Below are 13834 nucleotides of genomic sequence, written 5' to 3'. Positions count from 1 at the left end.
ACTTATCTCGTGTCCAACGTCGTTGCCGATCATCTTGTGTTACTCGACCACCTGCGCAGTATTCTGGTCGCCGTAGGTGAGGCCGAACAGGTTCCCGAAGAAAGCCATGCCTTGTTTCTGGAGCGCTTCGATGAATTGCTGGCGTCCCTGCCGATCGATCCGATCGAAAGCCAGTATCTGGGCCAGGACATCCTGACCCAGGTGATTACCCGTTATCCGCAAATCGCCCATCTGATCCCACGGGACCTGCTGTGGTTCTTCGCGGGTGACTGCCTGCACTACCTGTCCGATGAAGAAATCGACATGTATCAGGCACTGGAAGAACGTCGCTACGAAGCCGAACAGAATGACGAACCGTTCGACTGGAACCAGGAAAAACAGCTGCTGGCGATGTCTGCACAAGACAGCAAGCACTGATTTTCTCCCGGCAATGAAAAGGCCCGCATGGAGATCCATGCGGGCCTTTTTTATTGTGCGGCGATTACAACAATCCTTCACTTTCAGGCAGCTCGTATGCCATCGCCAGGTTGTTCGGCGCACCCGCCTTGCCCGGCTTGCTCAACGTCGGTTCCTTCTCCAGGCACTCCACCAGATAGTCGATGAACACCCGCAATTTCGGTGGCAGATAGCGCGTGGGTGAGTGCAGCAACCACAGTCCACCGTGGTACGAAGCCAGGAACGTCCACTCCGGCAACACCTGCACAATCAATTTCTGCTCGAGCGCGTAACGCGCAGTGAAGTACGGCAGGCTGCCGATACCGATGTGCTGCAACACCGCGCCCAATCGCACGCCGGTATGGTTGGCGGCATAGCGGCCACGCACGCCGACGGTCACGGCCTTGCTGCCCTTCTTGAATTTCCAGCGCGCATCGCTGGGAGTTTCCCCCAGATAGATGCAGCTGTGATTGAGCAGGTCATGCGGGTGCGTCGGCGTGCCATGTTCGGCCAGGTATTGCGGGGTGGCGCAGAGCAAATGGTCGATGGTCAGCAACTGACGCCCGACCAGTCCGGCAGGCGGACGGTCAGTGATACGAATCGCCAGATCAACATGATCGTCGATCAGATCAACCTGGCGATCCTCCAACAGCAACTCGACATCGACCTTGGGATAACGCCGCAAAAACTCCGGCATGTGCGGATGAATCACGAAACGCCCGACTGCTTTCGGCACGCTGACCCGCACCAGCCCTTCCGCCTCATGGGTGAACTGACCGCTGATCTCCATCACTGACTTGGCGGCGCTGACCATTTCCTGACAGCGTTTGAACACTTCTTCGCCACCGTCACTCAAGCGCAGTTTACGCGTGGTGCGCTGCAGCAAACGCGTGGCCAAGGCCTTTTCCAGGCGGGAAATGCTGCGACTGATGGCCGAGGGCGAAGAACCCAGTTGGCGAGCCGCCTCGGAGAAGCTGCCGGTCTCCACGACCTTGACGAAGATCGCCATTTCACCGAGCAGTGGCAGCGGGAGATTGATGCTCACAGCGCACAAGTCCTTTGATGTTTGAACGGATTATCACGTTATTGCACGATTCATATAATAAAAAAAGAAACTTTAATAAGGGCATGGAATATGACGCTTCGCCTCTTTTTCCATAGTGATGACCTCAAGGCTAATGTGGAAGTCCTCGACTGCACGCCCCACGAGAACGAATTTGCCGTGGTGCTGCGCGCCACCCTGTTTCATCCGCAGGGCGGTGGTCAGCCATGCGATACCGGCATGATCGGCGAAAGCCAGGTGTTACGCGTGGTGCAGGAACCGGATCGGATCGTCCATTACGTCGATCGCCCGGTAAAACTCGGCATGACCTGCATCCACGTCGATGAACAACGTCGCCGCTACAACACCCGCATGCATTCGGCCGGGCACTTGATCGGGCACTTCGTTCAGGCCATGGGCTGGACGCCGATCAAGGCGCACCACTGGCCAGACGAGGGCCGGGTGCAGTTCAAACCGGGCGATGCCGCACAGGAAGTCGACGCACCCACCGTTCAATACGGTATCAGTCAGTGGATAGAGCACGATCTGCCACGCCTGACTTCGCTGCGTGAAGGCGCGCGGGAAATCGGCTTTGGCGAACTGCCCGCCTATGGCTGCGGTGGCACCCATGTACGAAGCCTGAAGGATTTGGGCACAGTCACGATCGCCTCCCTTTCGCAGAAGAAAGGCACGTTATCCGTCCACTACAGCGTGGATTGAGCATTTCGGACGCTGCATCGCGCAGCGTCCGACGCCGGGGGAACCGCACTCGCAGGTTCCGTTGACTATCGATAGATGGACCTAAAAACAATGATGCTAGACGTCGAGCGTCTCGATGAGACGTGCATAAAAAAACTGGCCAACGAAGAAGTCCTCGCTATCCGCGTCAAAGGCTTTTTGCCCGAGCCGCTGGCGATCCAGATTGGCGACAAGATTCTTGCTCCGGGATTCGAGGGCTACATCAACGCGCCAAGCATCGGTCGGATCGGCATGGCGTTCTACGAAGCGGAAAACCAGCCGTTGCTGATCGAGGATTACTTCGAGCGTGCTACCAGCAACATCGCCGAACTGCGCGAGCGTTGTGCGCCTTACTCCTCGCCGGTCGACACCCTGCGCTGCATGCTCGACGAATCATGGCCGGCCGGTGCGCATCTGGAAAACCTCTATGGCCGCAAGATGTATGTCGGCCTGTCGCGCGTGGTCAAACCCGGCGTGTGCTTCCTCGCCCATCACGACATTTTCGCCAAGGATGCCCCAGACAGCTTTCAGGCCCGCAGCCTGGAGGCGCAGTTCGCCTGCAACGTGTACCTGAACATGCCGACCGAGGGTGGTGCGCTGCAGATGTGGGACGACGACATCACCCCGGATCAGTTCGACGAGATGCGTGGCGACAGCTACGGCATCGACCCGGCGTTGCTCGGCCCGCCAACCCTTGAAGTACGACCCGAGCCGGGCGATTTCATCATGTTCAATTCGCGCTGCATGCACTCGGTGACCCCGGGCGTGGCGGATCCGCGACTGAGCCTTTCCTTCTTTGTCGGCTATCGCGGCAATGCTTCACCCCTGACCTTCTGGAGCTGAGATGTTATCGAACTACCTGGGCGAGTTTCTGGCGCTGGCCACCATTCACTTTCTGGCCGTGGTTGCTCCCGGCCCGGATTTCGCCGTGACCATTCGCCAGAGCGTACGCTTCGGCCGACTGGTGGGCATCTGCACGGCACTGGGCATCGGTGCGGGCATTTCCGTGCATGTTCTCTACACATTGCTCGGCGTTGGCGCCCTGATGCACACCACGCCCTGGTTGCTGACGGTGGCCAAGGTCGTCGGCGGCGCCTACATCTTCTACCTCGGCATCAGCCTGATTCGCAGCAAGCCGAAAACCACGCTTGAGGGCGAGAAAAACACCGACGAACCGCTGGTCGAGCAGCCGCTGTTCAAGGCCTTCAGCACCGGGTTTCTGACCAATGCCACGAACCCCAAGGCCACACTGTTTTTCCTGGCGATCTTCACCACTATCATCAGTGCCAGCACGCCGCTGAACATCCAGGCGCTGTACGGGGTGTGGATGTGCTTCGTCAACGCGCTGTGGTTCGTGATCGTCGCGCTGTTTTTCTCCAGCAGCCGGGTGCGCAACCTGTTCATGCGCATGGGCCACTGGTTCGAACGCAGCATGGGCGTGATCCTAATTCTGTTCGCTGGCAGGCTCGTGCTGTCGATGTAAACGCTGCGCTCAAACAAAAGGCCCGATCAGTTGAACACCGGTCGGGCCTTTTTCGTTTGTGCGCCGCTTTTGCATTTCTGTGCGACGGATCCCACTTTCAGGACTCCCCTTCAACACCTTCGTGGTGTTAGTTTGGAAAAGATTTGTTTCAACTTTCAAACACTTCCCTCTCAACTGCCTGCAAAGGAATGCCCATCACAATGAATTTTTCTCTCAAGCGCCTGGCCGCTACCAGCCTGATCCTGGCCAGCTTTTCTGCGTTCACCCTGCCCGCACAAGCCAATATCACCCCGCAACAGAGTGCGGCCATTCTCAAGAGCTTCGATGATGCCAGCGTCACCGACTTCCGCCAGTTCCTGGGCGCCGTCGGCAAGAGCGACCTGGGTAAAACCGACAACCTTGGCCCGGCGATCAATGCCTTTCTCGACAACAAGACGCCGAGCGCTGAACAGCAGAACGAGATCTACCGCCTGCTGGGCATCTACACCCGCGTGAAGTACGGCAAGGCTGCGCTGGAAACCCTGCGTGAACTGGTGGAAATCCCGACCTTCCAGAAAGAAGGCGTGGCCCAGCACGACAATCCCGAGTTCATCAAGATCGCCGAAAAGATCAAGAACCTGGCCGACTCGTTCAACCTGAAGTTCCGCAACGTCGACAACCGCGTCTATGAAATCTCCCTTGATGGCAGCGGCGACGAAGTCGTGGGTATCCACGCGCATGCCGACGTAGTGCCGGTCACCCCGGAAAACTGGGTACTGAAAGACGGCACCAAACTCGATCCATTCAAAGTCACGCTGATCGGCGACCGCATGTACGGTCGCGGCACCGAAGACGACAAGAACGGTATCGTCGTTGCCATGTACGCGATGAAAGTCATCAAGGAAGAGAAGCTGCCACTGGCGCGCAACTTCAAACTGCTGGTGGACACCACCGAAGAAACCACCGGCGATGCGATCCCGTACTACTTCGAACACAACCCGACGCCGAACTACAACATGGCGCTGGACGGCGGCTACCCGGTGGTCATCGCCGAAAAAGGCTACGGCACAGTCATGGCCAACTTCCCGCTGCGCAAGGCTGAAGGCAGTGGCGCAGAAATCATCTCGATGACTGGCGGCCTGGCCACCAACCAGATTCCATCGGTGTCGGTTGCCACCCTCGTCACCGACAAGCCTGAGCAACTGGCCGCGAGCCTGCAGAAAGCCGGCAGCGAATACGCGAAAAAACACGGCGGCGACTTCGAAGTGGCGGCCAAAGTTGACGGCAAAGACGTCAAACTGACCGTCACCGGTGTGTCTGCGCACTCCTCCGAGCCCGAGTCCGGCGTCAACCCGGTCGCACGGATGCTCGACTTCATCAACAGCCTCGACGGCAAGGTGGCGTTCAAGCACAACCAGATCACCGATGCTGCTCGCTATGCGTCCACCAACTGGGGCCTGGATTACCTGGGCAAAAAACTCGGTGTCGGCTTCTCCGATTCGTTCATGGGCCCGTTGACCTCTTCGCTGACTTACGTGGGCGTAGACGACAAGGCCTTCAAACTGGCGGTCAACCTGCGTGTGCCGAAGGGTAAGTCCCCGGAAGTGCTGAAGAAGGAAATCGCTGACAAGCTCGCGGCCTGGAGCAAGAAATCCCACGTTGCCGTGAACTTCACCTACTCGATCGCCGAACCTATGTACCGCAATCCGGAAGGCGAATGGGTGAAAGCATTACTGGCGGTGGCCAGTGAGAACCTGGGCATGAAGCACGAGTTCGGCACTTCGGCCGGCGCGACCTCGGTGCACGAACTGCCGAACGGCGTGCAATTCGGCCTGGCCCGACCTGAAGTCAAATACACCGGTCACACCGACGGCGAGTTCAAGACGGTTGACCAGTTTTTGCTGGACCTGCAGATCGTCACTGAAATGATGGGGCGTGTCGGGCAACTGCCGAAGCTCTGAAGCGGTATGTGCCCGCTGATCCAGCGGGCCTGTCACTCAATGGCGCGAAAACAGAAAAGGACCCGAGGGTCCTTTTTTTGCATCGATCGTTGCGATACGCAAGTCTTCAACTGACCTCAACTAGCCGCTGTGTCCGCCTGACTTCTGCCATCGGATAAAACCATAAAGAGTACAACGACCGCAAAAATCAGGAGCATCGCCAGTAAAATCAGAAGAGTTAACAACTCAGCGCTGTATTTCGCCACCTCAGCCTCAAGACCCGAGAACTCCTCAAATACCTCTATTTTTGCCACGCCATCGCTGTAGCCAATTCGCACTCCCTCTTTCTTGAGCGCCTTGAGGTCTCCATCAAAATAGACCCAGACCCTGTAGATGCCGTTCTGAACAAGCGATGGGATGATCACGCGACTGGTCGGCTCTTCCATTACCGTTTCGTTGCCTGAGTCATCCCTGATGCGGACCAGCCCCTTGGCAGGCAGCTTGATATGCACATCTTTAACCACCTTCTCACCGGTATTCGTCAGATAGATGTAGAGACCCGCCGGATAAACGTCTGGCCCTTTTTTGAAAGGACCATCGAAAATATGGAGATAAGGCGCCTGGCTCAGACTCACTATCTTGTCGATCTGTTCATGAGTGAGCGCATCGCTGGCGACACCCTTGATACCATCATAGAGGTAGCCGTAATCGAGCTTGTCACTCGCTTTGTTTACGCGCTCGGAAAATTGACGGGGATAGGATTGATAATCGTAGCTGAGATAGGCCTCAAGCTTGGTGTCGTCCTTGAGCACCGCGTAGATAGCCACAATTGATCCAATGCAGCTAATCAAGGTCACCAGCGTTTTCCCGACTTTTTCCCAACTCAACGTCTTGCTTCCTTTTTATGTGGTTATGGCGATGCATGTTGTGCACTGCGCTGCGCACTTTGCCCTCACCCATCTGCCCAACGAATTCATCCATGCTCCGTGAAGCTGGCAATGTCCTGACGGATTCTGATCCCGACAGGCAAACGAGACAATGGCACCATGGGCAACTAACGGCTCCAGATGAAATACCCTACAAAAAAGGACCCGAAGGTCCTTTTTTGTTGCGCGACAAATACTGCAAAAACAAAAACGCCGATCATCACTGATCGGCGTTTTTGTGAAATTGGAGCGGGAAACGAGACTCGAACTCGCGACCCCGACCTTGGCAAGGTCGTGCTCTACCAACTGAGCTATTCCCGCAAATGGCGTCCCCTAGGGGACTCGAACCCCTGTTACCGCCGTGAAAGGGCGGTGTCCTAGGCCACTAGACGAAGGGGACACGCTGCCCGGAACACATGGTGTGTGTTTCGGTGCCCAGATCCGCGTCCGAAGACTGGGTTCTGGTTTCACTCAGCACCGCCCGAAAGCAGCGCTGTGAAGCCGGAAACAAAACGCCGCTCATCACTGAGCGGCGTTTTATTTGAATTTGGAGCGGGAAACGAGACTCGAACTCGCGACCCCGACCTTGGCAAGGTCGTGCTCTACCAACTGAGCTATTCCCGCAAATGGCGTCCCCTAGGGGACTCGAACCCCTGTTACCGCCGTGAAAGGGCGGTGTCCTAGGCCACTAGACGAAGGGGACACGCTACCCGGAACACATGGTGTGTGTTTCGGTGTCCAGATCCGCATCCGAAGACAGGGTTCTGGTTTCACTCAGCCCCGCCCGAAAGCAGTGCTGTTTAAAATTGGAGCGGGAAACGAGACTCGAACTCGCGACCCCGACCTTGGCAAGGTCGTGCTCTACCAACTGAGCTATTCCCGCATTGGCGTCCCCTAGGGGACTCGAACCCCTGTTACCGCCGTGAAAGGGCGGTGTCCTAGGCCACTAGACGAAGGGGACACACTACAACATTCACTCCCTGCCGCGCTTCGCTGTGTGCTTTACGCTGCAAGTGGCGCGCATTCTATGGATGGATTGAGAGGTCGTCAACCCCCTGATATAAATTTATTTAAATCAATGACTTCGACCTGCTTTGTGGAAGCAATCGGGGTTTTCCGTCGCCCGACGATTGACGCCTATATTCCGCCACTCGCCAAGACGTTATAGTCCGCAACACAGTGATGGCAATCTGCACATCAAGCGCCAGCATTCATGTAAGCCACATGCGGCCGATACAGATTGCACCTGCCGATCCAACTCGTCGAGCGGCGCTAGGCGCATAAATGCCCCAGCCACTACACTCGCATGCGAACCCTATAAAGAGGTCTTACCGGTGACACCACTCATGATCACCCTGCTAGTCATAGCCGGGATCGCAATTCTGATCGCCATTGGCTACATGAACCATGTGGTGGAAAACAACAAACTGGAGAAGGCCCGCACCAAAGTCGAACTCAACGACCGCTTGCGTCGCTGCGGCGAACTGACCGAGACCTTTCCGGGCCAGTTCATGACGCCAGCGCTCAAGCTGCTGCTGACCCGCCTGGAACTGAACGTCTGCCAGCGTCTGCTGAACCTGGAAAAAACCAGCGCCACGACCAAGGCACGCATCACCGAACTGAGCGCACTGGTCGCCCAGGGCGAATCAATCCCGGTCAACAACCCGCCGGCGCCGATCCTGACCGAAGCCAAGGCCAAAGACGTACGCTTCCTGCTCGAAGCCCTGCACGGCCAGATCACCCGCGCCGCCCATGACGGCTTCCTGCCACCGAACGAAGCCAAACACTGGATCAAAGAAGTCCGCCATATTCTGGTGCTGCTACACATCGAGTTCTTCAACAACCTCGGCCAACAATCCCTGCAACAAAACCAGCCCGGCCAGGCTCGCCTTGCGTTCGAACGCGGCGTGCAATACCTGCGCAAACAGCAGGATCCGAAGATGTATTCGGAACAGCTGCAATATCTGGAAAAGCTCCTGGCCCGCGCCAACGCCCAGGTCATGGACAAGATTGCACCGGTCGAAGGCGAAGTGAACCAGTTGACCGAAGGCCTCAAGGAAGTCGAAGCCGATGCGGACTGGAAAAAGAAGGTGATCTACGACTGATGGTCGATAGGTAGAGAGAAGCCACCGAGAGGTGGCTTTTTTGTTGGTGGTTGGCTCCCACAGCAAGGCATTGGGTGCATTCAGTCAGAAATTGATCGGCTGTCAGGCCGCCTTCGTGAGCAGGCTCACTCCCACAACTGGATCGGGTGTAGTCGGTTAGATTCTGGTCGGCTCGTAGGCCGCCATCGCGAGCAGGCTCACTCCCACAAATGGATTGGGTGTAGTCGGTTAGATTCTGCTCGGCTCGTAGGCCGCCATCGCGAGCAGGCTCGCTCCTACAGAAAGAAAAAGCACACCGCATCCGCTTCTCACCACTCAACAGGATGAGCGTTAGCTCGGCTGCAGCTCTTGATCTGCTGGCCCCTTCGGCAGGCTGAGTGGAGGGATTCATCCGGGGGTGGGCGCGTAGCGCCGTTTGGCAAAGCCAAACACATCGAGAGGAGGTGCAGCGAAGCAAACCGTAGGCGATGCCCCCGGATGGATCCCGAAGCGAAGGAACCCGAGCCTAAGCGAGGGCCGAACGCCGGGGCTGAGCCTTTTGGTTACTTTTTGGCGTCTGAAAAAGTGACTCGCCGTAAGGGCGAAACCGCCATCAGCAGCACCCCAAGCAACGGATATTCACCCCAAACCCAAGAACCTGGTCGGCCCACAGGCCGCCAAGGCTCAAGGCTCAAGGCTCAAAGCCGAAAGTGCCCAACCATTCCTTTAAGCTCACTCCCCAACCGCGCCAGCTCAATACTCGAAACCGCATTCCCCCGCATCGCAATCGAAGACTGATCAGCACTCGCACGAATACTCGTCACACTGCGATTAATCTCCTCAGCCACCGAACTCTGCTCCTCGGCCGCCGCCGCAATCTGCTGGTTCATCTGCTGAATCAACGACACCGCCGCCGCAATACTCCCCAACGCACTCTCCGTCTGCAGCGCATCACTGACAGCAAGCTTCACCAGTTCACCACTGCTCTGAATCTGCTGCACCGACGAATGCGCCGCCGCCCGCAACGCACTGACCAACCGCTCGATTTCCTCGGTCGATTGCTGGGTACGCCGCGCCAACGCGCGAACCTCATCGGCCACCACCGCAAATCCCCTGCCCTGTTCCCCGGCCCGCGCCGCCTCGATCGCCGCGTTGAGCGCCAGCAGATTGGTCTGCTCGGCAACGCTCTTGATCACCTCAAGCACCGTGCCGATATTCTGAATCTCGGCACTGAGGCTTTCGATACTGGAACTCGCCGAAGTCGCCGAATCCGCCAACTGCTCGATCCGCGCCATGCTCTGGCGCACCACCTGCTGTCCGCTCTCGACCTTGCCATCCGCGGTTTGTGCGGCCAGCGCGGCCTCTTCGGCATTACGTGCCACGTCGTGCACAGTGGCCGTCATCTGGTTCATGGCCGTGGCCACTTGCTCGGTTTCTTCCTTCTGGCTGCTGACTTCCAGATTGGTCTGCTCGGTCACCGCCGACAGCGATTGCGCAGAACTGGCAAGCTGTTCGATTCCTGCCTGCAAACCACTGACGATCGTGCTCAGCCCGGAACCCATCTGCTGCATCGCCAGCATCAGCTGGCCGATTTCATCTCGGCGGGTGACTTCAACCCGCGCACTCAAATCTCCGGCGGCAATCTGCTGCGCAACCCGCATCACACTGCGCAGCGGCGCGACAATCAACCGGGTGATGACCCACGCGGCAATCAGCCCGACCAGCAATGCCAGCGCCGAAGAGCCGATGATCAACACCGAGTTTTTCTTCAATTCCGCCTGCATCGCGCCGTCCTCGGCGACATACGCCTGATCGACGCGCTCCATCACCTGCGCCGCACGTTGGTGCAACTGTTCGTAGACGGTTTTCTCCTGGGCCAGCAGCCCGGTGTACTCGGCCAGTTTGTCGTTGAACCCGGCGATGTGCCCGGAGACTTCATTGAGGACCGTCAGATAGCCCTCATCCTTGACCGTGGTCTTCAACTGCTCGGCCTGAGCCTGGGCCTGAGCCGCCTGCTCAATGTTGCCCTTGCCGGCACTGTCGGCATCGCCCTTGCGGCTCTGGTCCAGACGCACCCGCGCCTCGTTCATCGCCTGCAGCATCAACCGCGACACCTGACTGACCTGACCGGCCTGCTCGATGAACTGCGCACCATCCTTGCCTTCGGTGTCCTTCAAGGTATACGCGCCATCATCGGCCAGCCCGGCTTGCAGCACATCCAGGTTGTTGGCCACGCTGGACACCGACCAACTGGCCATTTCCAGCGCCAGATCCTTGGCCTGGGTCAGCGAAACGAACTCGTCGAATGCCTTGCGATAGGCACCCAGTGACTGCTCGACATCGCCCATCACCACCACATTCGCCGGTGACTGCGCCTTGAGTTGCCCGACCTGGGCCAGCAAGCCGTCCACGCCCTCGTGCAAGGCATCGACGGTTTTCGGGTTGCTGTGCAGCGCGTAGTCCTGCTCCAGCAGCCGTACCTTGAGCAAGGCGCTGTTAAGCGCCGACATCTGTTTCAGCCCGTCGAAACGCTGACTGATGGTCTGCAGGGACCAGACCCCGATGGCGGCCACCAACGCAGTCAACAGCAGCACCAGTACAAACCCGACACCCAGTTTTTTCGCCATACCGAGGTTGGCAAAACGTCCTTGCACGGCCGAAATCATTGCGCGTAGTCCCCTGCCAAAGTCTGTTGACGAAGATTCGCAACGGCCTTGGACCAGCACAAGTCTCTGGCGTCGGAATAATGGCAAAAAGCTACGCACGCGTCGTTTTCAGAACGCTTGAGGTCGATTCGCGCGAGTACTGTGAAAAAACCGCCGCGCCCGCGGATCACAGGCATAGGCCACATTGATCCGCTGCCACTCACCCGCTTCGCCATTCGGACTGAAAGCCCCCGCAGAGCAAAGGTGCACGCCACAGCTCTGGGCCTGATGCTGCAATCGGGCCAAATCGCGCAGTGGTGAACGAGCCCAGATGAACAGCCCGCCACAGGGTTTGCCAAACACTTCCCAGTCAGCGTCTTCCAGCGCCTGCAACGCGGCAGCCCGATCGGTATTGAGCCGCTGACGCTGGCGCTGAACCATTTTTCGATACGCGCCACTGGCCAGAAGGTTGGCCAGCACCGCCTCATTGAAACCTGACGCGCCCCTGCTGCTGATCATCTTGACCCGGGCCAGACGCGCAATCAGTGCAGGCCCGGCGCAGATGAAGCCGACGCGCAACGAACTGCTCAGCGTCTTGGAAAAGCTGCCGACGTAGATCACCCGCTCATCGAGTGCTGCCAAACGAATACCGTTGCCATTGTGCAGGTCGGCGTAGACATCGTCTTCGATCAGTTGAACATCGTTAGCGGTGCACAACTGCAGGATCTGTTGCGCCACGCCCGGGGTCAGGCAGGAACCGGTGGGATTGTGATGGTGACTGTTGATGAACATCGCGGCCGGCCGAAACTGCCGTAACAACGCCTCCAGCGCCTGGGGATCCGGGCCGCTCGGTGTACGGCGCACTTCAAGCAACTGCACACCGTGCAGGCGCAGCAGTTCGAACAGCGGCGCATAACCCGGATTCTCCACCACCACACAATCGCCAGCCTTGAGCAGCGTGCGCACCAGCAGATCCAGCGCGTGGCTGGCACCGGCTGTGGTCAGCAGTTGCTCATCAGCGGCGCGGATGTCGAGCAACCTGAGGCGTTTGCCGATCTGCTCGCGCAGCGCCGGCAGCCCCAGCGGGCTGCTGTAATTGAACAGACTTGCCATGTCGGCACGGGCGACCTGACGGATCGCGTAGCTCAAGTCATCGGACTCACGCCAGCTCTGCGGCAGGCCGCCCTCGCCGAGTTGCAATCCATTCTCCACCTGCCCGCCGTCAATGGCCGCCGATCCCCTGCTGCACCCGGCGTTTGGCCGCGCCGCAGCCACCGTAAACCCCGCCCCCTGACGTGCGGACAGCAGGCCTTGCGCGACAAGCCGCTCACAGGCCTCGACCACACACGACTGGCTGAGCAGATTGGAGCGCGCAATTTGCCTGACGGAGGGCATGCGTGTGCCTGGTGCTACGCCACTTCGCAAGATCCAGTCGGTCATTCCATCAACAATCTGCTGTACGACCGGCACCATTGCCTGTCGGTCAATTCTCAATTCCATGAGCAAGCAAACTCCTGTCCGTTTTGCTGGCGGCAGTAAATCACAGCCACGCCGTACAGACTGTGCGACAACGCCGTCAAAAGCGGCCGTTCTAACCCTTTGATACACATTGTTTAGCGGATTCACGGAACTGACAGCCCGCCATGAAAAAACCCGCACGAAGGCGGGTTTCTCATGCCATGCGATAGGGCGTCAGAAAGCGGTGACGCCGCCATCCACGGCCAGCGAGTGACCGGTAGTGAACGCCGCGCCATCGCTGCACAGATACAGCACAGCGCTGGCGATTTCCTCGACCTTGCCGATACGCCCCACCGGGTGCATCGCGTTGGCAAACTCGGCTTTTTTCGGGTCAGCTTCGTACGCGCGGCGGAACATGTCGGTGTCGATCACCGCCGGGCACACCGCGTTGACGCGAATTTTCTTCTTCGCGTATTCGATCGCCGCCGATTTGGTCAGGCCGATCACCGCGTGCTTGGACGCCGCATAGATGCTCATCTTCGGCGCCGCCCCAAGCCCCGCCACCGAGGCGGTATTGACGATCGCCCCGCCGCCCTGAGCCAGCAACAGTGGCAACTGGTACTTCATGCACAGCCAGACGCCTTTGACGTTGACGCCCATGATCGCGTCGAACTCATCCATCGAGCCGTCGGCCAGCTTGCCTTGCTCGATTTCGATCCCGGCATTGTTGAAGGCGTAATCGAGACGACCGTAGGTATTGATCACCTCGTCCATCAGATTTTTCACTTCGCTTTCAACGGTAACGTTGCAGCGCACGAAGGTCGCTTCGCCACCGGCTGTACGAATCAGCGCCACCGTACCCTCGCCCCCCGCCGCGTCCAGATCGGCCACCACCACTTTCAGGCCTTCGGCGGCGAACGCCTGGGCGGTCGCACGGCCAATGCCGTTGGCCGCGCCAGTGACTACGGCAACCTGACCGGAAAACGTCATGCTCATTGTTATGTCCTCGAAGGAGAGATGCAGGAGGGATTTGCAGAGTCGCAGCATAGCCACCGGGGCCCGCCCCGCGTCAGCACTATCAGAAGGCTGTTTATGCCTTCATCC

12 protein-coding genes, 6 tRNA genes and 1 pseudogene are annotated in these 13834 nt (G+C 58.4%); 7 read left to right on the top strand and 12 right to left on the bottom strand.

The genetic code is table 11. The features are described 5' to 3' along the window. The first annotated feature begins 9 nt into the window (after positions 1–9). The gene (locus U862_RS0125500; protein WP_008087850.1) at positions 10–417 is read left to right on the top strand and encodes a PA2817 family protein; all 408 of its coding nucleotides are present in this window, start codon (positions 10–12) and stop codon (positions 415–417) included. A 64-nt stretch (positions 418–481) separates the two neighbouring features. Here the strand turns inward: U862_RS0125500 and U862_RS0125495 are convergent, their stop codons facing one another. Further along, a complete protein-coding gene (locus U862_RS0125495) occupies positions 482–1480 on the bottom strand; it encodes a LysR family transcriptional regulator (protein ID WP_025112989.1) in 999 nt (332 codons plus the stop codon). A gap of 90 nt (positions 1481–1570) precedes the next feature. Between U862_RS0125495 and U862_RS0125490 the strand changes: the two genes are divergently transcribed. From U862_RS0125490 to U862_RS0125475, 4 genes are all read left to right on the top strand, one after another. After that, on the top strand, positions 1571–2197 hold the full coding sequence (locus tag U862_RS0125490) for a serine-tRNA(Ala) deacylase AlaX (protein WP_025112988.1): 627 nt from the start codon (positions 1571–1573) through the stop codon (positions 2195–2197). A 90-nt stretch (positions 2198–2287) separates the two neighbouring features. Beyond that, positions 2288–3058: a 2OG-Fe(II) oxygenase gene (locus U862_RS0125485; protein ID WP_025112987.1), complete on the top strand. Its 771-nt coding sequence runs from the start codon at positions 2288–2290 to the stop codon at positions 3056–3058. A gap of 1 nt (position 3059) precedes the next feature. Beyond that, positions 3060–3698, top strand: coding sequence for a LysE family translocator (locus U862_RS0125480; protein WP_025112986.1), 639 nt, complete (start codon positions 3060–3062; stop codon positions 3696–3698). A gap of 200 nt (positions 3699–3898) precedes the next feature. Further along, entirely contained in the window at positions 3899–5638 is a 1740-nt protein-coding gene (locus U862_RS0125475; RefSeq protein ID WP_025112985.1) for a dipeptidase, read from the top strand. A gap of 116 nt (positions 5639–5754) precedes the next feature. Here the strand turns inward: U862_RS0125475 and U862_RS0125470 are convergent, their stop codons facing one another. Further along, the gene (locus U862_RS0125470; RefSeq protein WP_025112984.1) at positions 5755–6504 is read right to left on the bottom strand and encodes a hypothetical protein; all 750 of its coding nucleotides are present in this window, start codon (positions 6502–6504) and stop codon (positions 5755–5757) included. Positions 6505–6596: 92 nt separating this feature from the next. Between U862_RS0125470 and U862_RS30830 the strand changes: the two genes are divergently transcribed. Further along, positions 6597–6770 carry a hypothetical protein gene (locus tag U862_RS30830; RefSeq protein WP_157836085.1) on the top strand — a complete coding sequence of 58 codons (174 nt, stop codon included), beginning with the start codon at positions 6597–6599 and terminating at the stop codon, positions 6768–6770. Positions 6771–6788: 18 nt separating this feature from the next. On the opposite strand, the gene U862_RS0125465 is transcribed toward U862_RS30830, so the two are convergent. The 6 genes from U862_RS0125465 to U862_RS0125440 form a co-directional block, all read right to left on the bottom strand. Further along, a tRNA-Gly gene (locus U862_RS0125465) sits at positions 6789–6864 on the bottom strand. Between the two features lie 3 nt (positions 6865–6867). Next, positions 6868–6943, bottom strand: a tRNA-Glu gene (locus U862_RS0125460). A gap of 148 nt (positions 6944–7091) precedes the next feature. Then, positions 7092–7167, bottom strand: a tRNA-Gly gene (locus U862_RS0125455). 3 nt (positions 7168–7170) lie between these two features. Continuing rightward, a tRNA-Glu gene (locus tag U862_RS0125450) sits at positions 7171–7246 on the bottom strand. A gap of 104 nt (positions 7247–7350) precedes the next feature. Beyond that, a tRNA-Gly gene (locus U862_RS0125445) sits at positions 7351–7426 on the bottom strand. 2 nt (positions 7427–7428) lie between these two features. Further along, positions 7429–7504 (bottom strand) — tRNA-Glu (locus tag U862_RS0125440). Positions 7505–7889: 385 nt separating this feature from the next. Here U862_RS0125440 and U862_RS0125435 point away from each other — a divergent pair. Then, the gene (locus U862_RS0125435; protein WP_029977851.1) at positions 7890–8648 is read left to right on the top strand and encodes a hypothetical protein; all 759 of its coding nucleotides are present in this window, start codon (positions 7890–7892) and stop codon (positions 8646–8648) included. 677 nt (positions 8649–9325) lie between these two features. On the opposite strand, the gene U862_RS31560 is transcribed toward U862_RS0125435, so the two are convergent. The 4 genes and pseudogenes from U862_RS31560 to U862_RS0125420 all read right to left on the bottom strand — a co-directional run bounded on the left by U862_RS31560 (position 9326) and on the right by U862_RS0125420 (position 13726). Continuing rightward, the gene (locus U862_RS31560) at positions 9326–10189 is read right to left on the bottom strand and encodes a methyl-accepting chemotaxis protein (protein ID WP_371262589.1); all 864 of its coding nucleotides are present in this window, start codon (positions 10187–10189) and stop codon (positions 9326–9328) included. Then, a pseudogene (locus tag U862_RS31555) lies at positions 10187–10411 on the bottom strand (HAMP domain-containing protein); the annotation flags it as partial. The pseudogene U862_RS31555 and the gene U862_RS31560, both read right to left, overlap by 3 nt. 990 nt (positions 10412–11401) lie before the next feature. Next, entirely contained in the window at positions 11402–12772 is a 1371-nt protein-coding gene (locus tag U862_RS0125425) for a PLP-dependent aminotransferase family protein (protein ID WP_025112981.1), read from the bottom strand. A gap of 192 nt (positions 12773–12964) precedes the next feature. Further along, positions 12965–13726, bottom strand: a complete 762-nt coding sequence (locus tag U862_RS0125420; RefSeq protein ID WP_025112980.1) for an SDR family oxidoreductase — start codon at positions 13724–13726, stop codon at positions 12965–12967. Between the last annotated feature and the right edge of the window lie 108 nt (positions 13727–13834).

Source organism: Pseudomonas sp. H1h, assembly GCF_000633255.1.
Taxonomy (GTDB): Bacteria; Pseudomonadota; Gammaproteobacteria; order Pseudomonadales; family Pseudomonadaceae; genus Aquipseudomonas.
Note: the sequence above shows the minus strand (reverse complement) of the source record. Positions and strands in the feature narration are given on the sequence as shown.